The sequence below is a fragment of the Bdellovibrio bacteriovorus genome (assembly GCF_048286975.1).
Taxonomy (GTDB): domain Bacteria; phylum Bdellovibrionota; class Bdellovibrionia; order Bdellovibrionales; family Bdellovibrionaceae; genus Bdellovibrio; species Bdellovibrio bacteriovorus_H.
In genome coordinates, this window is sequence record NZ_JBLVRT010000001.1 from 1,597,859 (window position 1) to 1,623,141 (window position 25,283).

Annotated in this window: 24 protein-coding genes; 15 read left to right on the forward strand and 9 right to left on the reverse strand. The window is 50.7% G+C overall.

What is annotated here, in order from left to right; all coding sequences use genetic code 11:
* Positions 1 to 9: 9 nt before the first annotated feature.
* Positions 10 to 996, forward strand: coding sequence for a hypothetical protein (locus ACNQKP_RS07815; protein WP_011165465.1), 987 nt, complete (start codon positions 10 to 12; stop codon positions 994 to 996).
* On the opposite strand, the gene ACNQKP_RS07820 is transcribed toward ACNQKP_RS07815, so the two are convergent.
* On the reverse strand, positions 927 to 2,738 hold the full coding sequence (locus ACNQKP_RS07820; RefSeq protein ID WP_417863949.1) for an ABC transporter ATP-binding protein: 1,812 nt from the start codon (positions 2,736 to 2,738) through the stop codon (positions 927 to 929). The genes ACNQKP_RS07815 and ACNQKP_RS07820 overlap by 70 nt on opposite strands.
* A complete protein-coding gene (locus ACNQKP_RS07825) occupies positions 2,731 to 4,401 on the reverse strand; it encodes an ABC transporter ATP-binding protein (RefSeq protein WP_417863950.1) in 1,671 nt (556 codons plus the stop codon). Before ACNQKP_RS07825 ends, ACNQKP_RS07820 begins: the two co-directional genes overlap by 8 nt.
* 346 nt (positions 4,402 to 4,747) lie before the next feature.
* Here ACNQKP_RS07825 and ACNQKP_RS07830 point away from each other — a divergent pair, with 346 nt between their 5' ends.
* The 3 genes from ACNQKP_RS07830 (at position 4,748) to ACNQKP_RS07840 (ending at position 7,861) form a co-directional block, all read left to right on the forward strand.
* On the forward strand, positions 4,748 to 5,482 hold the full coding sequence (locus ACNQKP_RS07830; protein WP_088564385.1) for a helix-turn-helix domain-containing protein: 735 nt from the start codon (positions 4,748 to 4,750) through the stop codon (positions 5,480 to 5,482).
* 100 nt (positions 5,483 to 5,582) lie between these two features.
* Positions 5,583 to 6,914: a ferritin-like domain-containing protein gene (locus ACNQKP_RS07835; protein ID WP_417863951.1), complete on the forward strand. Its 1,332-nt coding sequence runs from the start codon at positions 5,583 to 5,585 to the stop codon at positions 6,912 to 6,914.
* Entirely contained in the window at positions 6,914 to 7,861 is a 948-nt protein-coding gene (locus ACNQKP_RS07840; protein ID WP_417863952.1) for an acyltransferase domain-containing protein, read from the forward strand. The genes ACNQKP_RS07835 and ACNQKP_RS07840 overlap by 1 nt, the downstream gene beginning before the upstream one ends.
* On the opposite strand, the gene ACNQKP_RS07845 is transcribed toward ACNQKP_RS07840, so the two are convergent.
* Positions 7,858 to 8,790: a hypothetical protein gene (locus ACNQKP_RS07845; RefSeq protein ID WP_417863954.1), complete on the reverse strand. Its 933-nt coding sequence runs from the start codon at positions 8,788 to 8,790 to the stop codon at positions 7,858 to 7,860. The two genes, ACNQKP_RS07840 and ACNQKP_RS07845, sit on opposite strands and share 4 nt — an antisense overlap.
* Before the next feature lie 130 nt (positions 8,791 to 8,920).
* On the opposite strand from ACNQKP_RS07845, the gene ACNQKP_RS07850 reads away from it, so the two are divergent.
* From ACNQKP_RS07850 to ACNQKP_RS07860, 3 genes are all read left to right on the forward strand, one after another.
* A complete protein-coding gene (locus ACNQKP_RS07850) occupies positions 8,921 to 9,643 on the forward strand; it encodes a hypothetical protein (protein ID WP_417863955.1) in 723 nt (240 codons plus the stop codon).
* 58 nt (positions 9,644 to 9,701) lie between these two features.
* Positions 9,702 to 10,457 carry a murein L,D-transpeptidase catalytic domain family protein gene (locus tag ACNQKP_RS07855; protein ID WP_417863956.1) on the forward strand — a complete coding sequence of 252 codons (756 nt, stop codon included), beginning with the start codon at positions 9,702 to 9,704 and terminating at the stop codon, positions 10,455 to 10,457.
* Between the two features lie 106 nt (positions 10,458 to 10,563).
* On the forward strand, positions 10,564 to 12,018 hold the full coding sequence (locus ACNQKP_RS07860) for a cache domain-containing protein (RefSeq protein ID WP_417863958.1): 1,455 nt from the start codon (positions 10,564 to 10,566) through the stop codon (positions 12,016 to 12,018).
* Here ACNQKP_RS07860 and ACNQKP_RS07865 read toward each other — a convergent pair.
* The 4 genes from ACNQKP_RS07865 to ACNQKP_RS07880 form a co-directional block, all read right to left on the reverse strand.
* Positions 12,015 to 12,791 (reverse strand): putative DNA-binding domain-containing protein, encoded by a 777-nt coding sequence (locus tag ACNQKP_RS07865; RefSeq protein WP_417863959.1) that lies wholly within the window; start codon positions 12,789 to 12,791, stop codon positions 12,015 to 12,017. The two genes, ACNQKP_RS07860 and ACNQKP_RS07865, sit on opposite strands and share 4 nt — an antisense overlap.
* On the reverse strand, positions 12,760 to 13,614 hold the full coding sequence (locus ACNQKP_RS07870; protein ID WP_417863961.1) for a DUF692 domain-containing protein: 855 nt from the start codon (positions 13,612 to 13,614) through the stop codon (positions 12,760 to 12,762). The genes ACNQKP_RS07865 and ACNQKP_RS07870 overlap by 32 nt, the downstream gene beginning before the upstream one ends.
* A gap of 8 nt (positions 13,615 to 13,622) precedes the next feature.
* Complete coding sequence (locus ACNQKP_RS07875) at positions 13,623 to 14,228, reverse strand: YceI family protein (RefSeq protein ID WP_038448292.1); 606 nt, start codon at positions 14,226 to 14,228, stop codon at positions 13,623 to 13,625.
* Positions 14,229 to 14,434: 206 nt separating this feature from the next.
* Positions 14,435 to 15,853, reverse strand: coding sequence for a S8 family peptidase (locus ACNQKP_RS07880; RefSeq protein WP_417863963.1), 1,419 nt, complete (start codon positions 15,851 to 15,853; stop codon positions 14,435 to 14,437).
* Positions 15,854 to 16,090: 237 nt separating this feature from the next.
* On the opposite strand from ACNQKP_RS07880, the gene ACNQKP_RS07885 reads away from it, so the two are divergent.
* The 7 genes from ACNQKP_RS07885 to ACNQKP_RS07915 all read left to right on the forward strand — a co-directional run bounded on the left by ACNQKP_RS07885 (position 16,091) and on the right by ACNQKP_RS07915 (position 22,651).
* Positions 16,091 to 16,612 carry an NADH-quinone oxidoreductase subunit B gene (locus tag ACNQKP_RS07885; protein ID WP_050792947.1) on the forward strand — a complete coding sequence of 174 codons (522 nt, stop codon included), beginning with the start codon at positions 16,091 to 16,093 and terminating at the stop codon, positions 16,610 to 16,612.
* Positions 16,599 to 18,281, forward strand: a complete 1,683-nt coding sequence (nuoD, locus tag ACNQKP_RS07890) for an NADH dehydrogenase (quinone) subunit D (protein ID WP_417863965.1) — start codon at positions 16,599 to 16,601, stop codon at positions 18,279 to 18,281. The genes ACNQKP_RS07885 and nuoD overlap by 14 nt, the downstream gene beginning before the upstream one ends.
* An 11-nt stretch (positions 18,282 to 18,292) precedes the next feature.
* Positions 18,293 to 18,766: a complex I 24 kDa subunit family protein gene (locus ACNQKP_RS07895; protein ID WP_374033861.1), complete on the forward strand. Its 474-nt coding sequence runs from the start codon at positions 18,293 to 18,295 to the stop codon at positions 18,764 to 18,766.
* Positions 18,766 to 20,058 (forward strand): NADH-quinone oxidoreductase subunit NuoF, encoded by a 1,293-nt coding sequence (nuoF, locus tag ACNQKP_RS07900; RefSeq protein WP_417863967.1) that lies wholly within the window; start codon positions 18,766 to 18,768, stop codon positions 20,056 to 20,058. Before ACNQKP_RS07895 ends, nuoF begins: the two co-directional genes overlap by 1 nt.
* On the forward strand, positions 20,039 to 21,619 hold the full coding sequence (locus tag ACNQKP_RS07905; RefSeq protein WP_088564399.1) for a 2Fe-2S iron-sulfur cluster-binding protein: 1,581 nt from the start codon (positions 20,039 to 20,041) through the stop codon (positions 21,617 to 21,619). Before nuoF ends, ACNQKP_RS07905 begins: the two co-directional genes overlap by 20 nt.
* Entirely contained in the window at positions 21,616 to 22,140 is a 525-nt protein-coding gene (locus ACNQKP_RS07910; protein ID WP_088564400.1) for a NuoI/complex I 23 kDa subunit family protein, read from the forward strand. The genes ACNQKP_RS07905 and ACNQKP_RS07910 overlap by 4 nt, the downstream gene beginning before the upstream one ends.
* A gap of 118 nt (positions 22,141 to 22,258) precedes the next feature.
* Complete coding sequence (locus ACNQKP_RS07915) at positions 22,259 to 22,651, forward strand: hypothetical protein (protein ID WP_417863970.1); 393 nt, start codon at positions 22,259 to 22,261, stop codon at positions 22,649 to 22,651.
* On the opposite strand, the gene thpR is transcribed toward ACNQKP_RS07915, so the two are convergent.
* Positions 22,601 to 23,230, reverse strand: a complete 630-nt coding sequence (gene thpR / locus ACNQKP_RS07920) for an RNA 2',3'-cyclic phosphodiesterase (protein ID WP_417863972.1) — start codon at positions 23,228 to 23,230, stop codon at positions 22,601 to 22,603. The two genes, ACNQKP_RS07915 and thpR, sit on opposite strands and share 51 nt — an antisense overlap.
* 51 nt (positions 23,231 to 23,281) lie before the next feature.
* Positions 23,282 to 24,259, reverse strand: a complete 978-nt coding sequence (locus ACNQKP_RS07925; RefSeq protein ID WP_417863974.1) for a TerC family protein — start codon at positions 24,257 to 24,259, stop codon at positions 23,282 to 23,284.
* Between the two features lie 95 nt (positions 24,260 to 24,354).
* Here ACNQKP_RS07925 and ACNQKP_RS07930 point away from each other — a divergent pair, with 95 nt between their 5' ends.
* Positions 24,355 to 25,257, forward strand: coding sequence for a LysR family transcriptional regulator (locus ACNQKP_RS07930; RefSeq protein ID WP_417863976.1), 903 nt, complete (start codon positions 24,355 to 24,357; stop codon positions 25,255 to 25,257).
* Positions 25,258 to 25,283 lie beyond the last annotated feature (26 nt).

Below are 25,283 nucleotides of genomic sequence, written 5' to 3' on the forward strand. Positions count from 1 at the left end.
ATCTTTTGTATGAAAAAGGACTTTCAGCTTCTTGTTGTCGCGGCAGCGTCATCTTTGTTGATGGCCTGCGCACAGAATGTGTCATTCGATCTGCCGGAAACTCAAGACAACTTCGGTCAAAGCATCACGTACAACAACAAGGTGGATATTCTGTGGATCGTGGATAATTCCACCTCCATGCTGAAGCATCAGCAGCGCTTGAGCGAACAGGTTCCGGATCTGGTCAGTAAACTCAATACATTGAAAATGGACTATCACATGGCCGTGGTGACCACCAGCATGGGGGGCACGTCACCTGATGGCGGGAAGTTTATCGGCAGTCCGAAGTATGTGACTTCGAAAACTCCGGATCTGGTCAACAGCCTGAAAAACCGTATGATCGTGGGAGAGGCCGGCAGCAATCTGGAGCGCGGTCTTGAGTCCATGGAAAATGCCCTGTCAGCAAATTATCTGGCCAATGAAGGCAAAGGCTTCTTCCGCAATGACGCCCTTTTGGTGGTGATCGCATTGTCGGATGAGGATGACTTCAGTAAATCCAGCTCTTCTGCCGGCATCACTTATTACACCAATTTATTGGATGGTATCAAAGAACCGTGGGTGGATGGCAGCCGTTCGTGGGTGTTTAATTTTATCGGCGTCCTAAGTTTGACGTCCCAGTGCAAAACCTTCAATGACTTTGCATCTGCGGGTTTGAGCTATATGGGCCTGGCGGATACTTCCGGCGGGGTGAAAGAATCCATCTGCAGCACGAATCTTTCGTCAGCAGTGGGGAACATCCGTTCACGCATCTATCAGATCCTGACGGACTTTAAATTGTCAAAAGTGCCTTTGGAAGAGTCCATCACAGTCAGCATCAATGGTGTCAGCATTCCGCGTGACACCACCAATGGTTGGGACTATCTGGCCGCCAGCAACGTGATCCGTTTCTATGGAACTGCGGTGCCCGCTGCAGATGCGTCGATCAAGGTGGATTTCAAACCTAAAGACGCGAACTGATAATACATGCCCTGGGCTTGCATAAGTTCTTCGTGCGAGCCCATCTCGGCCACTTCCCCCTGATTCAGAACAATAATGCGATCGCACTGTTCAATCGTTGAAAGACGGTGGGCAATGATGATGCTTGTACGGCCTTTGGTGATCTCTTTGGTCGCATCCTGAATGATGTGTTCGCTTTCAGAGTCAATGTTGGCGGTGGCTTCATCCAGAATCAAAATATCCGGGTTGAAGGCCAGAATGCGCGCAAAGGCGATCAGCTGGCGTTCGCCGACCGACAAGTTGGCGCCGCGTTCAGCCACCGGGCTGAGCAAATCGCGCCCTGTGCGGGTCAATAGAGCCATATAGCCGGTTTTTTCGCAGGCCATGCGGATTTGTTCTTCTGTGATGCGCGGGTCGCCCAGGCCAATATTGTCGCGGATGTTGCCGCGGAAGATGAAGTTATCCTGCTGAACGACGCCGACATGATGGCGGATTTCCTCACGCGGGATGCTTTCCAGGGCAAGACCATCGACAAAGACTGTCTGTTCAGGGGCATCATAGAATCGCTGCAACAACGAGATAAACGTGGATTTGCCACTGCCGGTACGCCCCACCAAAGCCACGGATTCTCCGGCTTTAATGTGCAGGTTGATGTTTTTCAAAACCAGCGGCAGATGGCTTTCGTACTGGAAGTTCAGGTTCTTGATTTCCAGTTCTCCACGCAAAGATCCCGGGCTGGTCAGAGCGGCCAGTTCGTGCTCTTTCGGTTCATCCATCAGGGTGAAGATGCGCTCGGCACTGGTCAGGGAGTTTTGGAACTGCTGGTATTTCTCTAAAATCTCTCGCAATGGCGGGATGAAGTCCTGGATGTTCATCAAAAACGCCACCAATGAACCAATGGCGATCGAGTTTTCAGCGCTTAAGTAACCACCGAAATACAAAGCCGAGGTGATGGTTACGGCGTTGAACAGATTCATCACCGGCTGCATCAGGGCATAGGCCTTGATCGAGCGCATATTGGTATCACGATAATCCACCGACAGGGTGCCGAACTTGTCGCGATTGCGGGTGACACGATTGTAGAGCTGAATGACTTTGATGCCGTTCAGATTTTCAGCCAGGAAAGCGTTGATGGTGGACAGCTTCTTTTTCTGTTCGCTTAGGATCGCACGGATTTTATTGGACAGGTGGAACGTGGCCCAGATAAAGAACGGCGCCAGGAACAGCGACACCACGGTCAGCTTCCAGGAAATCAGGCTGAGCGCAATCACCACCGACGCGATGATCACCGCGTTGGTGAAGACCGAGATCACGCCTTCTGAAAACAGTTCCCCCAAAGACATCACATCATTGGTCAGTCGGGTGACAATACGTCCGTTCGGAGTCTTGTTGAAGAACTGCATCGGCAGTCTTTGCACGTGGTTCATCAGATCTTCGCGCAGATGATACAGCATGCGGTTTCCGAACAACTGAAACAGGAAAGCATTTCCGAACGAAAACACTGAACGCATGATTTCAAGTGCCAGGTACGCGTAAGCCACTTTGGTGAAAATCGACAGATCGCGACCCACGACACCTTTGTCGATGGCCTGTCCAATCAACAGTGGAATCAGGCGGGCGACGGTGGCGCCGCCGGCGACCGCAAAGATCGCCATGAACAAAAGACCTTTTTCGCGACGGGCATAAGGCCACAGGCGTTTGAACAGAATCGGGTAAGTGACCTTGGTTTTAACCAGGTCCTCATTCATAAAATTATCATTCATGGTGATCCCCCATCCCTTGAATCTGCACAATCTTCTGGAAGGTCGGGCTGGTTTCCTGAACCTGCTCCATGGTTCCCCAGGCTTCAACGTGGCCGTCTTTCAGAATCAACAGACGGTCCACGGATTTTAGTGAAGACAGACGGTGAGCGACAATAATGCGGCTCATGGAGCCATGAGTTTTGCGCAGTTCCTGTTCGATGGCTTTTTCCGTGCGTGTGTCCACGGCACTTAAAGAGTCATCCAAAACCAGCACCGGGGTTTTCATGATGATACCGCGGGCGATGGTCAGACGTTGTTTCTGCCCGCCAGACAGATTTACGCCGCGTTCACCCAGCTGGGAGTCAAACTTGTGCGGCAAGGAATCAATTTCTTTGGTCAGATCCACGATTTCAGTCATGCGCTGGATTTCATTGATATCCGCTCGCTCGGTCAGGCCCAGGCTCAGATTGTCGGCGATGCTGTCGCTGAACAAGAAGGCCTCTTGCGGAACCAGCAAGAAGGTGCGGCGCAAAGATTCCTGCGTGATGCTGCTGATGTCGTGGCCATTGACCAGGATCTGGCCTTCTTCAAGCGGATACATGCGGGTCAAAAGATTCAGCAGCGTGGTTTTACCGGCGCCAACCGGCCCCATAATTCCCAGGCTTTCGCCGGCATTCAGGGTGAAGGACACATTCTTAAGCGCATACACCGGGCTGGTTTTATGGCGGAAAGAAACGTTTTTAAATTCCAGCGTCTGGAACTTTTCAATTTCGATGGTCCCGTTGTCGGGAATATCGGTTTCGGTTTGCAAAACCTCTTTGATCCGGTCAAAGGAAGCATACCCTTTTTGGAAGTTTGAAAAGCCCATTCCCAAAGCCGTCATCGGCCACACCATTTTCTGGATGTAGCGCTGGAAAGCAAAGAAGGTCCCGATGGTCACAGCCCCTGAATACAAGTCATCTTTGGCGATGAACAGCAGAATCACGCTGCCCGAGGTAACACCAAACTCCATCACCGGAATGAACATCGAATCCACGCGGGCCACTTTGTTGCAGGCTTTTTCAAAGCCGGCACTGATGCCGTTGAAAAGCTGGGTGCGATTATTTTCCTGCGCGAAGCTTTTAATCACGCGGATGCCACCCACGGTTTCCTGGGCGATGCCGGTCAGTTCAGAGAAGCGTTCCTGCTGAATTTTATAGTTTAAGTGTATTAAACGCATGACCTTCCAGATCAGGAAAGGCACCAGCGGCAGGAATACCAGGGTTTTCCAGGTCCATTCCCAGTTCAGGGACATCATGATCGGCAGAACCATCAGGATATAGATAATCCCGTCGGCCAGAATCAAAAGGCCCGGGCCGATGGCCTGACGGAACGACTGCACGTCGTTGGTCAGAAGGCTCATCAGTTCACCCACGGGGTTTTTGTGGAAGAAATTCGGTCCCAGGGACGTGATATGGCGGAAGATCTTTTGGCGGATGTGTTCTGCGGCGTAGGTGTGGAAGCGGCCAAAGTTCGCGCGCCACCCGTAGCGGGTGATCGCAAGGCCCGTCATCATCGCAAGGAAGATCAAGCAGGTTTTGCCAATGTCAGACAGCGGGGCCTTGGCCTGAATCTGATCGATGGCGGCTTTCATCACCAGCGGGTATGCTGAATCCAGGGCATTCGTCAGCAGCAAAAAAATCATCCCCAAGCTGAAGGCCCGGGGATTGTTTTTGATATAAAACCAAAGGGGACGCTTAAATAATAAGGAATTTTCAGAGGAGTTCTGCATCACCCCGGGGACTGTATTTAATCCTTCCAAAGTCTGCAAGAGAATTGGGCGTCACAGTGGGATTGCTCCTGGCGTCGTTCATAGGCCCTTTGTTCCCAGCCGTAAAAGAAGGGGCGGGACTGTGTCAGTCGTTGGAAAAGCAGTCTGAGAGCGGTCATTAGTACCTCCTTACTTGCTATTAGGATCGGCGGATTGGTGCCAGCATTCAATACCCTTGCGTCGGGTACTATAATGTAATACTCTGGTTTTGGGGGTTGAGATGTCACAGATTGACCAGTTTTTGAATGCCTTAAAACGATCCTTAAAAGCGAAGAATATTCTTTATAAGGATCTCGCTAAAGCTTTGGATTTGAGTGAATCCAGTGTGAAGCGCATTCTTTCCAGCAAAAGTTTAAGCCTGGATCGTCTGGAGGAAATCTGTCGGATCGCCGACCTAAGTTTTTCAGAAGTGGTGAAGTCGGCGAATCTGGAAGAGGCCAATCAGCCGATGATTCTTTCTGACGAGCAGGAAAAGGCTCTGGCCGAAAACGCGCGCCTGCTGCATTTCTATATGATGCTTCAGGAAGGAAAAACCCCGCAGAAAATCGAAAAGGAATATCAGATCCCGGGTTCGGAAGCGAAAAAGTATTTATTCCAGCTGGATCGTCTGAACCTGATTGAACTTCATCCCCGCGACAAGGTGAAGCTGAAGCGTCAGGGCTTTCTGCGTTTCCGTCGTGACGGTCCGGTGGGGAAGGCTTTGTTTGAGCAAACCAAGTCGAATTATCTGAATTATGATTTTCGTCCCGAGGATTACATCCGCTTTACATTGATCAAAGTCAGCGCGCCCACTCTGGCCAAGTACAAGGCCAAACTGGAACGTCTGATGATGGATATGCAAGAAGAGTCCCGCTACGAGGTGGAACATAATGTTTCTGTCATCGATTCTGGCGTGTTAATGGCATTCCGTCCTTGGCAGTATTCTTATATGGGTGCGCTGAAGAAGAAAGAATAGCCCACTAGTTGATTACCTGATTTTCATACACTGTTTACTGGCAAGGGCAGAGTCCCTGCCTTGCCTTTGTTTTAGAGTCCAAAGTATTCCTTTGGGCTCTATGAAAAACTTCACCGAATCAATTCAATATCTCATTTCTCTGGTGACGGAAGATCCGCATCTGGAATCCGCGTGGCTCAGCACTCTGGCGCACATGGAGCATTTGGCTTCGCAGCAGGTACTGGGGAATATCTCGGCCTCAACGCCATTGCATTTTGTGAATGAAATTCAAGAGCATGCGGCAGATGAAGCACGTCATCGCGATATCATTTTGTCTCTGCGACCTTATCCAATGGCAAAGGACGGGCGCTATGAAGATTTGCGCCACCGGCTGCGGGCGGTGGCAGAAAGTTTTGTTCTGGGGTTTTTTGCCAATCCGGTTTTGCTGCAGGCGCAGTCCCGCTTTGCCGCTTACGTGCATGGCGCGATTACCATTGAGCAGTTTCCGTTTCAAATTTATTCCGCCTATATCGACGGCACCAGCAGCCCGCGGATTCGCGAAGGCATGCAGGAGGTTTTGGCTGATGAAGTCGGGCACATTCAACTGGGTAAAAAGTTTTTGGCCACTTTGCCAGAAGCTGAGCGCCTGTCATTGCAGGAGCTTCAGGTCATAGAAAAGGAAATGTGTCTGCTGATGGTACAGCGCATGACCGTGCTGGTGCAGGAGTTTCAAAATCATGAGCTCCAGCCAGAGCCAGTCCTCCGTGCCAGCCAAAAGCTGGTTCGGGTGATTGCCGACCGCCCCTATGCACAAGTGGCCTGGGTGCACGCTTTGGGACACAGCGAGCTGATGGCCTCACTGCATATGCAGAAGATTTTTATTTCCCGTAATCTGCCGATGCCGGATCTGATGCCTGAACACGTCAGTGATGAATTGCGCCACGCCCGGCTTCTGCAAAGAAGTGTGGTTTTAGAAAGGCGCAAATGGCTGGCTGTGCCTGGCTATCGCCAGTTGGAGCGTCGCCTGTGTCATGAACTGGAGCGCTATCTGACCCGCTACTTCAGCCTGATGATGCGGCAGATCCCCGAGCCCGAGCATTTGTATTTGTACGGCGCCTGGGGACTGGAAATGCGGGTGTTCCGCCACTACACAGATATCATGCGCGGTACGGACCATGTGGGCATTGCTCAGACTATTTCTGTCATTTTAGAGGATGAAGCTGAACACACACGCATGGTGCATGAGGCAATCGGTGACCGGGAGTTTATGGACGCGCAACTTTTGAAATGGGTTCGGCAAACCGAGGATGTGGTTTTTGAACACACGGCCGGCCGCGTGCTATCCCTGATTGAACCCCAGGACCAGATCACCGAATTTGCCCCGTTGTATCAGCGCGCCTTTCCGGTGTGCACGCAGGAAAGACCCACTGAAGCGGAAATGGAGTTACGATAATGGCGACGGCATTTCTTTTTCCGGGTTTGAATGCTTTGCTGCGAAAATCAGATCGTCATCGTTTTTTGCATCTGCCTGAGGTTCAGGCCTGTTTTCGTCGGGCCGAAGCTATCATTCAAGAACGCTTCGGTTACCGTTTTGATTTTAAGGAATTTCTCGAGCTTCCCGCCGAGGATATCTATGCTTTAAAGAATATCAGCCTGGCGGCGGTGGCAATTTGCTGTATTCAAACCGGTGTCGCTCGGCGCTTGCGGGAATTAGAAGGTGATCCGGACTGGGTTATGGGTTGTTCCCTGGGCGATTTGGCCCGCGCTGTGTTTGCCGGGACTTACACGTTTGAAGATGCCATTTACAATCATATCCACTTCACCCGCAGCATCGATGGGATTGATAAGATTGGTCGTAATATCGCCGTGCTTACACCTCGGGGGGCTCCTTTTACCGAACAGGACTACGCTTGGTTTGAGGAAAACAACGTGGATGTGTCGTGCCTTACACCAAGGTTTCTTAACATTGGCGGGCGGTATGCTGATCTGGATGAGGTCGAAAGATATGCCAGGGAAAAAGGCTGGAATGTGATGCGCATTTTGGATTACCCCGTGCATTCCCGCTACATTCTGCCCTATGTGCAGGCGGTGGAAAGCGACTTCGCAAGTGTGCACACCGAAATTCCTCGCGTGCCGATTTTTTCAAGTCTCAGTGCCCAGCCTTTGCTGGATCCAAAACAAATCAAACAGGAATTTCTTTTAAGCATCACAAAGCCCATTCACTGGAGCCATGCTGTGCAGAAGCTCGCACAGGATCATCACATTGATCGCTTTGTGAATATTGGTCCTTGTCGCAGTCTGACAGGTCTGATGCGGGAAATTCCGGTTGCGGCGGTCACGGTGGAAGCTTCGGAGCTGTTATTAAGTACGATGTCCGGTGTTGAGATGGCGGGCGTTTAGAAGAACAAAGTCGCCGTGACGGAGCCTTCACGCAGCAGATAGTAGTTATAAAGCGCACCAATCATAAATCGGCGGCTCAGGGAATACTGGACGCCGCCAAAGTATTCTTCTTTGATCTGCTTTTCTTCCAGTTCTTTGGTTTCATAATTGTAGGCCCATGCCGGGGAGTCCTCGATGCGTTTGGCGGCGGTGAAAATAAATTTTCCCATTGCCAATGAGGCGGTGAAGGTCTGCACGCGCGCTTCGTACAGTTCCTCTTCCTCCATCAGGTGCAAATTTGCATAACTTAGAATCAAAGAGCTCAGATGAAGGGCCACATTGTAAGTGTTGACCTGATATTTGATGGTGGTCTTCACGTATTCACTTTGTTCCAGCTGGGTTTCATCACCATAAACAGAATAGCCGGCTGAAAACGGTCCCCAAATTGCGTTGATCCCGCCACCGATATTGATTTTGTTGGTTTCGGTGTTGTACTTCGCCATAGCGCCGGCCTTCAGGCTGTAGCGGCGATAGCCATTGCCTTTGCGGTCGACGATATCGAATGCTGAGGCCAGGGTCAGTTTCTGATTAGGATACTTTTGTTGGTTGTGCTTGCGCTCCCAGAGGTCCTCCATCAATTCAAAGCCGGGGGCACCAAAGAAGGTTTCCTCACTGTTTGAAGGGGATAGTGCGGCACCCACCTTACCGTTCCCCCGAACAATCGAAAAGTCTGCAGAAGGGTTGAAATAGATGGCCTCCAGACCCAGACCTTTTTCCGTTGGAACGGCAGAAGGGTTGATTTTAATCTGGCTGCCACCCGGCGCCGGGCTGGCCGGGTCACGGCGGAATTGGCTGCATTCGTTAATAAGGTAGCAATCCGAAAAGTCGGCTTGGGCCTGGGAGGCTGTCCAAAGAACTGATATAAGAATGAAAAGTCGCAAACCAGGCATTCATTCAAGGTTAGAAGATGCCCTGGGTTTTGTTAAGGACCGGTGACCAAATTCTGGACAGTCGAGGTTTATTTACAGGGGCCCGGAGCCCGGCGGGCGGGTGGTTTGCGGGGTATGGTATAAAGAGCCCATGAAGTCTTTCTCTGTGATTCTGTTCAGCTTTGCGGTATTCATGATTCCGGCCTTGTCCTGGGCAGGCCTGAAAGACATACGCCCTTGTCTGTCGGAGCATATTCACGAGGCCATGGTTCTGAACAAAGAGCGAAAGCCCCTTTACATGAAGCTTTCCAATGGCAAGTCCAAGGCGGTTTCAGACAAACTGATCTGGATGGAGCGAAAGCTGTCAGTGGCAGTCCCGTTTGCTGATGCCTGGGCAGCACCTTATCAGGCGGCGGGAATTCCTATCCTTTGCCAGGACTTTATTTCGATGTCTGAAACGCCGAAGTTTCAAGCGCAGAACCCTGAAGGCACCGATTCTTTGCACAACTATCGCCGTCCCGATATCGCGGGTATGAAATCCCGCCTGCTGGAACTTTACAAAGCCAAGGCCTATATGCAGTTGGCCGAATATGCAGATAAACAGATTGTGGATTTGGATCAGAAGCCCCGCTACAACTGCATGGTAAAACACATTCTGGAGTCGGTTCGTCGCATGGCAGCTTTGACTCCGGTGCACGCGCAAAAATCAAAAGCTAAGAATAAAGTGTCGAGTGAGTTCCTATCACGCACTGTTTTGAGATCTCACATCATGCTTTTGGATGACTCCGCCGAGATCGATGAAGTTGCCGCACCACTGCAGGCCGCGGGATTGCCAATCGTTTGTCAGGATGTTCCGTACATTCCCTGGCCGTAACTCTGACCTTTCTGATTCTTAATTTGCCGATGCAGCCATCACCCTTGAGAGTGGGGGAATGACTTACGCATCACGAATATACCAATACTTAGTGGCGTTGTTCTTACTGCTTTCGGCCTCGGTCAGCGCAGCTGAATCCATGTTCAATCGCCGAGCTGCCAACGGACGCTTCCTGTTTGATGTCCTGCTGGAGCAATCCGTGCCCCGCGAACCACTGGATTTGATCTTCCGCATGTTCGATTACAATGAAGGCCGCATTCCCAATACTGACTATGCCGTGTTGGTGGATTATTCCCGTCCCAGCACAGAGAAACGTTTGCATCTGTTGGATCTGCGCACAGGGTTGGTGCAGAAATTCTATGTTGCTCATGGCATTCGTTCGGGCATTTTGGAAACCCGCAGTTTTTCAAATCTTCCGGATTCGTGGAAGAGCTCATTGGGTTTCTATTTCGCCAAAGGAACTTACAACAGCCCCAAAAACGGATTGTCACTGTATCTTGACGGAATTGACCGCTCGAATAACAACTCACGCCTGCGGCAGATTGTTTTACACGGAGCCAGCTATGTCAGCGAGGAATTCATTGCACGCAATCGGCGACTGGGCTGGAGCGAAGGGTGTTTTGCGGTAGGACTGGAGTACGTCCAGTATTTGATCAACCTTTTGCAAAACGGGAGCATCCTGTTTTCATATCATAAAGATCTGATTGGATACTCCAGACGCTACCCTTCCGAACAGTCGTTGATGGGGGACGAATTGCTGCCTCCCGGAGTCAACACCAGACGCAACCCCGGCGAAGGTGGGGGCGTGGATTGAAGTGAGACATATAAGATAAAGTTCCTCGCAATAACAATTGTGTTATTCAGTATCCTTAAGTGAATCCGATAAATCCCTACGACATCAACCCTAGGGGGATCGGATTATGTGGCATAAACTCTGGAAGACTCGCAGCTATCGCTACAAGACCTTGGCACTGCTTATCGGCGCGATGATTCCCCTTTGGGCGATTGTGCTTTTCTATGTGCTCCCGCTGGTGCGTGAAAGCATGTACGAAGATCGCCGGGTTGCGATTCGCAGTACTGTTGATATCGCCACGAAAGTGCTGGAATTCTATCACGATCAATATCAGCAAAAAATTCTGACCGAGGAAGAGGCCAAGAAGCAGGCGTTAAAAGCCGTTTCAAAATTGCGCTACAGCGGCAACGAGTATTTCTGGATCAACGATCTTCACCCAACCATGCTGATGCATCCGATTAAGCCCGAGCTTGATGGCAAGGACCTGACAGGCTTTAAAGATCCGAATGGCTTCCATTTGTTTGTGGCCTTTGCAGAAAAAGGCAAGACGGCTGAAGGCGAGGGATTTGTTCCTTATCTTTGGCCCAAGCCGGGTTCCCCAAATCCCGAACCTAAAATCAGTTTTGTGCGCAATTTCAAGCCATGGCAGTGGATTGTTGGCAGTGGTGTTTACGTCGATGACGTTGAAACGGCAATTGCCTCTTTCCGTAACAAGGTGCTGATCGGTTTCACGATTGCATTTGTGGTGGCATTTGCTCTGTTCTTTGTCTTTGCCAGCCGTTTAATGAACTTCCTGGCGCGCACGGTGAATGACACCAACGACGCCAGTCAGCAGGTGCTTGAGGCTTCCAACATGCTTTCCAGCGCGGGACAAAACGTCGCGCAAGGAGCCGTGGAATCCGCGGCCCGTATCGAAGAAACGATGGCTTCAATCAAGAATCTAAATGAGATCGTTCAAGCCAACCAGGAAAGAGCCCGCGCGGCGGCGGACCTGGCGAAGAGCTCTGAAAGTGGCGCGTCCCAAGGGGCCATGGAAGTCAAAAAACTGATTGAAGCCATCAACGTCATGTCGAAGATTTCAGGCGAGATCACTTCGGCCATGGACATCATTGATGATATCGCTTTCCAGACAAACCTGCTGGCGTTGAATGCGGCGGTGGAAGCCGCCCGTGCCGGAGAGCAGGGGAAAGGTTTTGCCGTCGTGGCAGAAGCTGTGCGCAGTCTGGCGCTGAAGTCGGCGCAAGCTGCGAAGGAAGTTAAGTCCGTTATCACCAGCAGCGTGACGCAGACTCAGGTGTCTTTGGAGCTGGCCGAGCGCAGTGACCGTGTGCTTGATGGCATTGTCAGCTCTGTACAAAAAGTGAATGTTCTGAATCAGGAAATTTCCGAAACCACGGCCCATCAGTCGGAAGGCATTCGTGCCATTCATGAAGCGATGGGTTCTTTGGAGCGTCAGACGCAAGCCTTCTCGGCGGCTGCGGAAGAAACAGCGGCCACATCCGAGGAAATGTCCGCTCAGGCCAATACTCTTCAGCACATGGTGCACAGCATGGCCACAGAAGTGATCGGAAAGGCCTCTTAGTAGGCCTCTACTGACATTACGTCTTCAATGATCCCGGCTCTCATCATCATCTCAAAGAGCTGGGCGATTCTTTCGGGGCTTAATGAATTTGCATGCGGGGTCAGGGCTTCTGATACAGTTCGGCCCGCAGTCAGCGCGCGCAGAATCTGCGCTTCCACCGGCTGCAGTTCCTGCACCAGGACCCTCTGCTGTTTTTTGTGAATCAAGAGGCTTTGCGGAGTGTTCCAGTCCACATCTTCAAACATGTAAGCCGGCTCCAGACGGTGCTCCCAGATATCATAAACAGCATAGTCGCTTTCAAAGAGCTCCATGGCATCGATCATGTGCATTTTCACGTCATCGGAATTCAGCAGTTCCTGAATCGTTTCAACCGGGAGAGGTTCCGGAGTGGCGGCGTGCTGCACCTCTTTGTAGATCCATTCAAAGGTGGCCAAATCGGGCAAAAAAGGAATGCCCTTGGCCGTGGAGGTTTCCTGGATAAAACCGGGAAAAGTTTCGCCATAATCGGCCAGATTGTAGGCCACTGAGGGCTGGGATTCGATATACTTTCGGCACAGCTCATTGAAAAAGTTGTCCCCCAGAACCCAGGCCACGGCAGGGTAGGTGCTGCGCAGGGCTTCTGTCAGTCGTGCCAAATAAGTGCGGTGATAGATCTGGAACGCCTGCTCCAGGCTCAATTTGCCAGCAGGTTTCAGATATTCCAGATGCGCCGGATCGGCTTCCGGTGCCAGGATGTTTCTTTTAAACAGACTCTGTAGTTCGCTCAGTTTCATAGGAATTCTCCAGAATGTAAGCGGCCTTCATCACTTCGACTTCCAATTCGCGGAAATCAGGAATGTCATCGTCCCGTTCAATCAGCACCGGCAGGTGACGAACCTGCGGCGCCAGCATTTTAAACAGATCCCACACCTGTCCAGGGATTTCCTGCGAGTGTGTGTCGTACAGGAAGTCACCGTAATCACTTGGGCCGGACAGGTGGATTTGCGCCACGCGGTCCAGCGGGATGTGGTTGATAAAGTATTTCGGGTCAAAGCCGTGGTTGCGTGAATTGACATAGATGTTGTTCACATCCAAAAGCAGCGCACAGCCGGAACGTTTGCTGACTTCGGAAATGAAATCCCATTCGTTCATATGGCTGTGATGATAGCTGATGTAAGTCGAAATGTTTTCAAGCACCAAAGCCCGGCGCAGAAAGTTCTGCACAAAATCGATGTTGTTCACCAGGGTCTGCAGACTGTCTTCGGTGAACGGGATCGGCAGCAGGTTGTGGAAGTTCTGACCCGAGATCGAGTTCCACGACATGTGATCTGAAACAATGAACGGTTCCACGCGGTCGATCAGTTCGCGCAGTCCCTGCAGGTAATCCACGCGGATGCCTTCAGGGGCTCCGATGTTCATGGAAATCCCGTGCAGTGCCACGGGATAATCCTGCCGGATGGTTTGCAGCATTTCCATCGAGCGCCCATGGGTGTGAATGTAGGTTTCCGTCTGGGCCTCGAACCACGCCACTTCGGTGGAGGGGCGCTGTTCAAGATAAGGAAAATGCGGGGCCCGCAGGCCCATGCCCACCTTGTGGGAAAAACTGGAATTTTGCATGAAGGCCTCTATTTTTTTGGAGCTGTTGGGACTGCGGCAACCTTGGCTTCACCATCGATTTCGATTTTGATTTTGTCGCCCACAACAAAGCCGCCTTTATCCATGGCTTTGTTCCAGTTCAGACCGAAGTCCTTGCGGTTCACTTCGCCTTCAGCTTCAAAAGTGACCACGCGATTGCCCCAAGGGTCAGTGACGGCGCCGTTGTAGTCCACGTCCAGCGTGACCTTTTTTGTGATTCCGCGAATGGTCAGGTCACCTTCGACTTTGTCGGGTTTGTCCTTTTCATATTTTACGTTGGTGGATTTAAATGTCATTTCCGGGAATTTTGCGACGTCAAAGAAGTCAGGACTGCGCAAGTGTTTGTCGCGGTCCGCTTCGTTGGTGTTCACCGAGTCCGTTTTAACGGTGACCATGATGTCGTTCAGCTTCATGGTTTTTTCGTCGAACTGGAAGCTGCCAGAGACATTGTCAAAGCGGCCTTTGACCTTGGACACCATCAGGTGCGGAGCCGTGAAGGAAACGTTGGTGTGAGCCTTGTCGACGTCAAACTTTGCGGCAAGAGCTGAGGTGGTTACCAGGGATGTGGCCATGAAAGACAAAAGCAGCGCGCGCATACGAGATCCTTTCGATTGTTCTTAAATAGGTGCTCCGGGATGGAGACGGTATTCATTAACTGTTTTGGATCGAAAGAAGATTTACAAATTAAGAAGCGGAAAGTTTTTAAGATAAGAACAGAAGGCAGGATAAAATTGTGCAGCGACAGATTTAGGGCAAAAAAAAGCCCGGTGCTTTGTCGGCACCGGGCTTTGAAGTTCAGAACTTAGTAGCTCATCAAAGCTTTCACATCGAGCTTGCCGCCTGACACGGACTTGCGATCCAGAGCATTGATCTTGCGAGCAGATCCGATGATCGCCGCTTTCACATCCTGCCAGGATTTTTCCGGGTGAGCAGACCAGTACAGAGCCGCCGCGCCCGCAACGTGCGGAGCCGCCATGGACGTTCCATCCCAAGTCGCTTTGAAACCAAATTTATCGATAACAGTGTCGCTGTAGCTCTGCGCCACCGTCGTGGAATAAACTTTCACGCCCGGAGCGCCGATATCCACAGACTTCTGACCCCAGTTGGAGAATGAACCCAGGCGGTCGTTGGAATCCAAAGCCGCCACAGAGATGATGATGTCATGGTCATAAGACGCCGGGTACGCCGGAAGCTTGTCGGTGTCGTTGTCATAGCCCACGCCTTTGTGGCCGTTGCCAGCTGCTGCGATGAACAGCACACCTTTGTCTTGAGCGTATTGAACCGCATCACGCAAAGCCTGATTTTCAGGAGCGCCAGGCTCTTCACCTTCCGAACCCCAGGAGTTGTTCATGATTTTTGCGCCGTTATCAACCGCATAGCGGATGGATTTGATCGCATCAGCTGTGGTCCCGCCACCAGTCATGCCGATGAAACGCAAAGACATGATTTTCACGTTCGGAGCCACGCCGGCAATGCCTTTGCCGTTGTCGCCACGAGCGGCCACGTTACCAGCACAGTGAGTGCCGTGACCAGGGTTGCCGCCTTTGAACAAGCCGTCCAAAGAATCCACTGCAAGATCATAAGGTTTATTGTCGTTGGTCACAAAGTCCCAGCCGATCACGTCGTCGATGTAACCGTTGCCGTCATCGTCGATGCCGTTGTCAGGGATTTCGCCAGCGTTTCTCCAAAGATTTGGCAGAAGGTCTTCGTGTGTGTAGTCGACACCTGTGTCGATAACCGCCACGATCATTTCCGGATTGCCTTTGGTCACTTTCCAGCCGTCAACCACGCCGATATCCAGCATGCCCCACTGTTTGGAGAACAAAGGATCTGCACCCGTCGCTGGTTGCGGAGCGTCAGGAATCGCCGGGTTATCCTGGCGAGCGGCTGCGCGAAGCTGAGGATTTCTTGAAAGCATTTTTGCCAAAGCGGCACGGCGAAGAGGGTCTTCGATTTTATAGTCTTCCAAAAGAGAGATTTTGTAGTTCGGCTGAACGTACTCGATGGCCGGATTTTTTTCCAAAGATTGAAGGCTCATGCGGCGGGGAGCTTGAACGCGAACCCAGGATTCGCTCAATTTTTCGACTTTTGCGCCCTGAATTTCCAATTCAACGAAGCCAGGTGCCAGTTTAATAAGCAAATCTTGCTTTTGGGAGTTGGCAGATGCCACTCCGGACAAAACAAGAATGGCAGAAGCAACGTACAGTGCCATCTTCTTCATGTGGGTTTTCTCCTATTGTTTAAGCTCCCTAAAGTTTGTGGTTAAACGACAGGAGAATCAATTTCATTTGGCCCACTTTGGAAAGGTGCGTTGAAGAAATCGGCGAGGGCCGCCAATATATATATCTAGTTGTCAGGATTACGGTTTTTCAGTAACTACTTAATGATAGCTAAATGAAATTGCAGAGGTGTATTTATGCACAATGAACAAGTGCAGGGTTTGGTATCTCACGATGGGATGACCGGAACCCAAGCTGTAGATGATATGTCGCGGGGTTTTGCTTTCACGTCAAAGCTTGATGCTATTGTTGCGTGGGGAAGAAAAAACTCTCTGTGGCCAATGCCGTACGGTACTGCTTGTTGCGGTATCGAGTTCATGTCCGTGATGGGTCCCAAGTATGACTTGGCTCGTTTCGGTGCGGAAGTGGCGCGCTTCTCTCCACGTCAGGCGGACTTGCTTGTCGTAGCGGGAACCATCACTGAGAAAATGGCTCCGGTGATCGTGCGTATCTATCAGCAGATGCTGGAACCTAAGTACGTGTTGTCCATGGGCGCTTGTGCAAGCTCCGGTGGTTTCTATCGTGCTTACCACGTTCTTCAGGGCGTTGATAAAGTCATCCCTGTCGACGTTTACATTCCAGGCTGCCCTCCAACACCAGAAGCGGTGATGGACGGTATCATGGCTTTGCAGCGTATGATCGCGACAAATCAACCACGCCCTTGGAAAGACAACTGGAAGAGCCCATATGAACAAGCTTGAAAATCTGAAACAGCTTCTGGCTGGCAAATTTAAAATTGAGAACTTCAAGTTCACTCACGCTGTCGGCGATGACGTGATTGAAGTTCCTAAAGAAGACGCTCCGGCGCTTTTGTTGTTCCTTCGTGAAAGCGGCCAGTTCGATTTCCTGATGGACGTTTGCGGTGCGGACTACCCGAATCGTGAAAGACGTTTTGACGTTGTTTACAACCTGTTCAACTCCAAGGATGCCAGCCGTCTGCGTATCAAAGCGCAAGTGGGTGAGGGCGAGTCCATCGGTACTGCGATTCCTGCTTACCGTGGTGCGGACTGGTTTGAGCGTGAAGCGTACGACATGTTCGGTATCATCTTTGATGGTCACCCGAACCTGCGCAAAATCCTGACTCACCACCAGTTCGTGGGTCATCCTCTGCGCAAGGATTACGATGCGAACAACCAGCAGGCGTGTACAAACTCCCTGCCGATTCATTTCAACAACGAGCCGGGTTCGCCTGGCGACGTATTGAACGACAAATATCTTCCATTGAACATCGGTCCTTCCCATACAGCGATGCACGGAACTTTGCGTGTGATGGCTGAAATGGACGGCGAGACGATCGTTCGTTGCAATAACGAGATCGGTTACCTGCACCGTTGCTTCGAAAAAATGGCAGAGACTCACCCGTACAATCAGGTGATCCCTTACACCGACCGTCTGAATTACTGTTCTGCTCCGATGAACAATATCGGTTACTGCAAAGCGGTTGAAAGACTTTTGGGCGTGGAAATCCCGCCGAAAGCTCAGGCGATGCGTGTGATCCTGGCTGAACTTTCCCGTATCATCGATCACACGATCGCAATCGGTACTGGCGCGATGGACTTGGGGGCTTTGACCAGCTTCTTCTATATGTTCGGTATGCGTGAAAAAGTTTACGGTCTGTTCGAGAAACTTTGCGGTGCCCGTCTGACAGTATCCATGACCCGTATCGGTGGTATGGCTCAGGATGCGCCGGAAGGCTGGTTCGACGAGGTTCTGGCTCTTGTAAAAGAAATCCGCAAGGGCACAGACGAAATGGCTGCGATGGTTATCGACAATAAAATCTTCATCCAGCGTACCAAAAACGTATGTCCGGTATCTGCCGCTGATGCAATTCAGTGGGGTTACACAGGCCCGATGCTTCGTGCCTGCGGTGTGAACCTGGATATCCGTAAAGCTCAGCCATACTATGGTTACGACGCTTTGGATTTTGATGTTCCAGTTGGAACCAACGGTGACATCTATGACCGTTACCTGGTTCGTTTCGAGGAAATGCGTCAGTCCGTTCGTATCATTGAACAAGTCTGCAAAAACGTTCCTGGTGGCGATTACACAATTCGCGACAAAGGCATCGTTCTTCCAGAGAAAAAAGACGTTTACGGCAACATCGAAGGTTTGATGAATCACTTCATGCTGATCATCAAAGGTCTTCGCCCACCAGTGGGTGAAGTTTATGATGCGACAGAAGCAGCCAACGGTGAGTTGGGCTTCTATCTGGTCAGCGATGGTTCCGCGAATCCGTACCGTTTGAAAGTTCGTCCACCTTGCTTTGCGATCTACCAGTCTTTCCCGACTGTGGTTAAGGGCGCGATGCTGGCCGATGCGATTGCAACGGTTGCTTCCATGAACCTTATTGCCGGCGAATTGGACCGCTAGAGGAAACAACGATGTTTAAATTGTCTGATTCTGGCTTGGCTGCAGTAAAAAGTGAACTGGCTCGCTACGAGGCGAAAGAGTCCGCTATTATTCCAAGCCTTTACATTGCTCAAAAAGAAAACAACGGCTTCATTACGCCTGAAATTATCCGCACACTTTCCCAGGTGATGGATATTCCGGAAGCACGTATCAATGAAGTGTTCAAGTTCTACACCATGTTCAACCAGAAGCCCGTGGGCAAGTACCACGTGCAGGTTTGCACGAACATCTCCTGCGCCCTAGAGGGCGGTCGTGAGATGGCAAGCCACATCTGCCATGAGCTGGGTGTAAAATACAATGAAGTCACTGCTGATGGCCGCTTCACAGTTTCCAAGGTTGAGTGCCTTGGTTCCTGCGGAACTGCGCCGATGATGCAGGTGAATGACACCTACCATGAAAAGCTGACTCCAGAGACAGCGATGAATCTGTTGAGAGGTATGAAATAATGTCTGAAGTAAAAGTGCTTACAGAATTCTACCACCTGCCTGAATATCAAACTTTGGCGGGCTACAAAGCCAAGGGTGGTTACGAAACTCTTCACAAAGCCTTCAAAATGCAACCTCAGCAGATCATCGATGAAGTGAAAGCTTCCGGTCTGCGCGGTCGTGGTGGTGCGGGTTTCCCAACGGGTATGAAATGGGGCTTTTTGCCGAAAAACGGCGAGCCACGCTATCTTCTGTGCAACGCCGATGAAGGTGAGCCAGGAACTTTCAAAGACCGTATGATGATGGAGCGTGCTCCACATCAATTGATCGAAGGTATGATCATCTCTGCTTTCGCGATCGGTTCCAACAAAGGTTACATCTACGTTCGTGGTGAATACGTATTCCCGATTGAATGTCTGAACAAGGCGATCAAAGAGGCTTACGCTGCCGGCCTGCTGGGTAAAAACATCCTGGGTTCCGGTTTTGATTTCGATCTTGATGTTTACCGTGGCGCCGGTGCTTATATCTGCGGTGAGGAAACAGGCATGATTTCTTCTTTGGAAGGTCTGAAAGGCCAGCCAAAATTGAAGCCACCATTCCCGGCTGTTCAGGGTTACCTGAGAAAGCCAACCATCGTGAACAACGTGGAAACTTTGGCTGCCGTGACTTACATCGTTAAAGACGGTGCTCAGGCTTACCGCAAACACGGTACTGAGAAATCCGCTGGCACCAAGCTGTTCTCGTTGTCCGGTAACGTGATGACTCCTGGCAACTTCGAAGTTCCACTGGGTTACCCGTTGATGGATCTGATCATGAAGGAAGGCGGCGGTATGAAGCCGGGCCGCAAACTGAAAGCGGTTATTCCGGGTGGTTCTTCCGCTCCGGTTCTGACAGCTGAAGAAGTGGCGAAAGCGAACTTGGATTACGAATCCCTGGCGGGTCTGGGCACCATGCTTGGTTCGGGCGCGGTGATCGTGATCGATGATTCCCAGTGCATGGTTGATATGCTGGGTGTTTTGACTCACTTCTATGCTCACGAATCCTGCGGTCAGTGCACGCCTTGTCGTGAAGGCACAGGCTGGCTGAACAAAGTTCTTCATTCGATCCTGGAAGGCCGCGGCCGTCTGCAGGACATCGACTTGTTGATCAAAGTTGCTGACAACATGAAAGGTAAAACCATCTGCGCGCTTTCCGATGCAGCGGCTTTGCCGGTATTGAGCTTCGTAACTAAGTTTAGAGATGAATTTGAATTCTATGTCCGTGAAGGACGTTCGAAAGTAAAAGGAACGACATATGCCGAAATGCACCATTAATGGCAAAGAAGTCGAAGTAAAGGAAGGCACGTCGATCATCGAGGCGATGCAACAGTCTGGCGATCGTATCGCTCACTATTGCTGGCACCCGGGATTGTCCGTGGCCGGTGTTTGTCGTCTTTGCATGGTGGAGATCGAAGGAAATCCACGCGTTCAGATCGCATGTAACACCATGGTTACTGAGGGTATGAAGATCAACAACACGTCTGAAAAAGTAAAAGACGCTGTGAAGTGGGGCCTGGACTTCCACTTGATCAATCACCCGCTGGATTGCCCTATCTGCGATCAGGCAGGTGAGTGCGGTCTGCAAGACCAGTACATGGAGTACGGCAAGTACGATCCTGAAATGGCCGAACACAAGCAAAAGAAACACAAGGTTGTGGACCTGGGTCCGACAGTTGTTCTGGATTCCGAGCGTTGCATCCTTTGCTCCCGCTGTGTTCGTTTCACTGAGGAAGTATCCAAAACCAACGAACTGGGCCTGTTCAACCGTGGTGACCGCACTGAAATCGGCACTCACGATGGCATGCCTTTGGACAACAAATACTCTTTGAACACTGTCGACATCTGCCCGGTGGGTGCGTTGACGTCCAAAGACTTCCGTTTCCGTCAGCGCGTTTGGTATCTAAAAGATGCTGAAACTGTATGTAATGGCTGCTCTACCGGCTGTAACGTAAAAGTCTTCTATAATAAGGAAGGTTTCTTCCGTGTGAAGCCTGTTTACAATGAGCAGGTGAACGGTCACTGGATGTGCGATGAAGGTCGTGACATCTACAAGTTCGTCAACCGTGAACACCGTCTGTTGAAGGCGCAGGTTCGCAATGCTTCCGGCTGGACAGAGATGACAGCAGGGGCGGCGGCGAAGAATGCCAATGAGGTTCTGAAAAACTCTCAAGGCGATTCTTTGGCACTGGTTCTGACTGCTCAGTACACGGTGGAAGAATTCGATGCGATCGTTTCCTCGTTCGTGAACGAGTTCAAAACCAAGAAAGTCTTCTTCTGGATCAACAACAAGGAATCCTTCGAAAGCTTCGATGGATTGCTGTTGCGCGGGGATAAAAACCCGAACACCAAAGGCCTGCTGAAAGTTCTGGAAAAACACGGAATCACAGCGACATGGGCGGATCTGACTTCCGGTTTGAACTCCGGAGCGATCAAAACTGTTGTGGTGGCTGGCCCAGAGAACATGAATGCGTTCCCTGACTTCGCAGATCGCGTGAAAGAGCTTTCCAAAGCTTCCAACCTGATCTGGCTGCAGGCGACCAAACAGGATGCTTTGATGGCGTTGACTGGCAACGTATGGTTGATCCCGACAAAAACATTTGTTGAGAAAGACGGCACGTTCATCAACCACGCAGGTCTTGAGCAGAAGTTCAAAAAAGCGACGACGATTGTTTCCGAAGCACTGACATTGACTGAAGCGGCGTTGTTGATGGTTGGCAAGAACCTGGCGATCCCTGCGGTGAACGCGACGTTCATGCCGAACAACCAGCGTGAAGATCAGGTGACTTTGGAAGCTCGTAAAAAGAATGAGTTTGTGTTCAGAAGAGGTAGCCTATGAGCGTAATGCAAAACAACTCTGAAAAGTCCAAGTGGTTCCTGCCGGGGATTCTGGGTGGTCTTGCAACGACCATGAAGCACTTGCTGAAGAACTTGTTCAATCAGAAGAAAATGATGACCCTGAACTATCCTGAGGAGAAGTACGAGTACTCTCCTCGTTTCAAGGGCAATCACGTTCTGACGGTTAAAAAAGACGGTTCTTTGCGTTGCACGGCTTGTATGCTTTGCGCGACCAACTGTCCTGCGGAATGTATCAAGATCACGGCGGCGGAACACAACGACCCATCGGTTGAAAAGTTCCCGATCAGCTACGAGATCGACATTCTTCGCTGCGTATTCTGCGGTTTCTGTGAAGAAGCCTGCCCGGTGGATGCAATCCGTCTGGGCCCTGAATGGCAGACTCCGGGCGTGAATGGTGCAAACTTCATCTACGACATCAATCATCTGGCATACCGTCCAAACCTTAAGGGCGGCATCCTGACTCACGTCGACGACGAAGAACGCCACAAAGCCGGCATCTAAAAGGTGCCTGGTGACTTTTTACATCTACAATGCGTCAAAAAAGGGAGTCGAAAGACTCCCTTTTTGTTTGCCCGCGCTTCGGTTCCCCTGCCAGACTTAGGTCATAGAGGGGGATTCTATGAAAAATTTTTTGATGTCTTTGGCGTTGGTTTTGGCTCCAGCCTTTGCTTTTGCAGATGTGTCAGTTCAGCCACTGAACGTAGAGGTGAAAGCTCAGGATCAGTATCTTAACTACAATTTCGGGACTTCTTTTGTTCACTCCGCCAGATTCCAGGATTTCGTTCTGACCGCGAATGGCCCTGATTCCACATTCATCCGTGGTATCAGCGTACAGGGTTCCTTCGCTTATCGCGTGGACACCAACTGCCCGCAGATTCTGATGCCGGGTCAGCAGTGCACGATTCGCGTGATTTTCCATCCGTCGACAACGGGTTCTCACTGGGGTGATGTGACTGTTCACCTACGTGAAAGTAATATCTATATCCGTTTGTTCGGGAACGCCATCCGCTAGGTCGGCGCTTCCAGTCAGCTTGCAACGGGCGAGGGGCTTGTACACAGGGAAGGCCCCTTGCAGTGTTGATTCGTACAGGACAATTTCTGTGACATGAATTTTGCCGAAGCTTTTACGTTTAAACGGCGAGATCATGTCTTTCACACTTCGCGGATTGCGAAGTCTTCCGAAGGTCAGATGCGGTGAAAACGGCCGCTCTTCAATTTGCGGCAGCAGATTCTTTTCCATCAGCTCGTGATCCAGAGCTTCTTTGAATTGATTCAGACTTCTTTTGTTTTGCACACCCAGCCACAGGACCCGGGCATCGTGTTCGTTTGAAAAAGCACCGACGTCCTCGATCTTCAGATCAAACGGGGCAAAGTTCTGGCATACGTGCGCCAGCGCATCGGCCACCTTTTGAACTTCTTCCTCGGGGCGTTCACCTAAAAACGTGATAGTGACGTGGTAGTTGTCCATCGGAACCCACTTCACAGTCATGTCGCGTCGATCAGCATTGATTTTGAGTTTCTTTAAGGTCGGCAGAAAGGTGTCTGCCAAAGGATCGGTAGCGTTGAGAGCAAGGAACAGTCGTCTGGTCATAAAGCCCCCTCAAAAACATGTTCGCTGTTTTGAGGGAGCTTGTCTAATGGATTAAGATCCTTTTTTCGGGAACATCAGGGAAGCGGCAATAGAACCGCCGATGAACGCGAAAATGATTCCCAAAGAGATGCCGATAGGGAAGTGGCCACCGAACAATTTGTTCAGCCATACCATTTTTAAGCCTACAAACACCAGGGTCAGCGCCAGACCGTACTTAAGCAGGTGGAACTTATCAACCACGCCAGCCAGCAGGAAGTACAGGGAACGCAAGCCCAGGATCGCAAAGATGTTGGACGTGAACACAATCAGAGGTTCTTTCGTGATAGCGAAGATCGCCGGCACAGAGTCTACCGCAAAGATAATGTCCGTGAATTCCAGGAACACCAGAGCAATAAACAGCGGAGTTGCCAGTTTCACGCCGTTTTCTTTAATGAAGAAGTGATCTTCATGCATTCGGTCGGCAACGCGGATGTGCTTTTTAAGCCATTTGATCAACCAGTTTTGAGAAGGGTCCACTTCTTTGTCCGGCTGAAACATCATCTTCACACCTGTGATGATCAGGAACACACCGAAGATCAGAACCACAGCCTGGTATTGCATCAGGACTGATCCCAGAGCGATGAAGATCGCACGGAAGATCAGGGCTCCCAGGATACCATAGAACAGCACGCGGTGCTGGTACTTGGCCGGAACCGAGAAGAAACCGAACACGACGACGAAGACAAAGATGTTATCGACGGACAGGGATTTTTCGATCACATATCCGGTCAGGAACTCCAATCCCACCTGTTTGGCAAGGGCCGGGGTTTCCGGGTAAAGATGCAGGGTGTAGTAATACAAGCCCAAGTTGAAGAGCATCGCGATCGACACCCAAACAATCGACCAGATCGTGGCTTCTTTGAAACTCACCGTATGTGAGTGTTTATGAAATACACCCAGATCCAGGGCGAGCATACCTATGACAAAGGCGATGAAACCTGCGTAAAACCACCAGAAGTCAGCAAAAGGGAATAGTAACGTTTCGGACACGGTAAAACCTCCAGAGCGCAGTATAAAGACTTTTGGATGTTTTAAAAATTAGATATTCTTTAACAAGTTATTCGCTAAAAGCAATGAGGTGAAATATGCCCGTTCGTATCGAAAATCAGGTTCAATGGCTGAACTACCATCATCTGCACTATTTCCACGTTATTGCCAAAGAGGGCAGTATCGCCAAGGCCGCCGAAAAGCTGAACATGGGTCAACCGACTCTTAGTATTCAATTAAAGCAGCTGGAAGAGTCCTTGGGAAAGAATCTTTTCGAAAGACGCAAGCAGCGCCTGTTTTTGACAGAGGCGGGGAAGATCGCCTTTGAATATGCCGACCAGGTGTTTCGCCTGGGGGCGGAAATGGTGGAGGTTCTGCAGGACCGTTTGCAGAACAACCGTGTGCACGTACAAATTGGAGCGCTGGACAGTGTGCCCAAACCGATCATTTCTGAAGTGGTGTTGCAGGCCTATAAGCAGGGGAATTGTGCGGTTTCGGTTTTGGAAGGCGCTGGCAATGATTTGTTGCGTGAATTGAGCGCGCATCAGATTGATCTGCTGCTTTCAAACTATCCTCCGAACGTGGATTTCCAGACCGTGTATGCCAAGTCCATTGCAAAGCTGGATGTGGTGGTGTGTGCTTCGGCCAAGTACAAACATCTGCGTCGGGATTTTCCTTATTCTCTGGAAGGTCAGCCGTTTATTTTCCCGACCATTCACAGTCGTCTGCGGCGTGATTTGGAGCATTATTTTTCTATTAATGGCATTCGTGTGGACCGTATAGCGGAAACTCAGGACACCAGTCTTCAAAAGCTGTTGGGTCAAGAGGGTGTGGGCCTGATTCCGATAGTGGAAGTCGCAGCCTCGGACCTGATCCGGGAAAAAAAGCTGGTGGTGCTGGGAACTTTGCCGGGGATTTATGAAGAGATCTGGCTGATGGCGGCCAACCGCAAGATCGACAATCCGATTGCGGCGAAGCTGATGAAAGGTTTTACATTATAAAAGACAAGCGGCGGGAGACCCGCCGC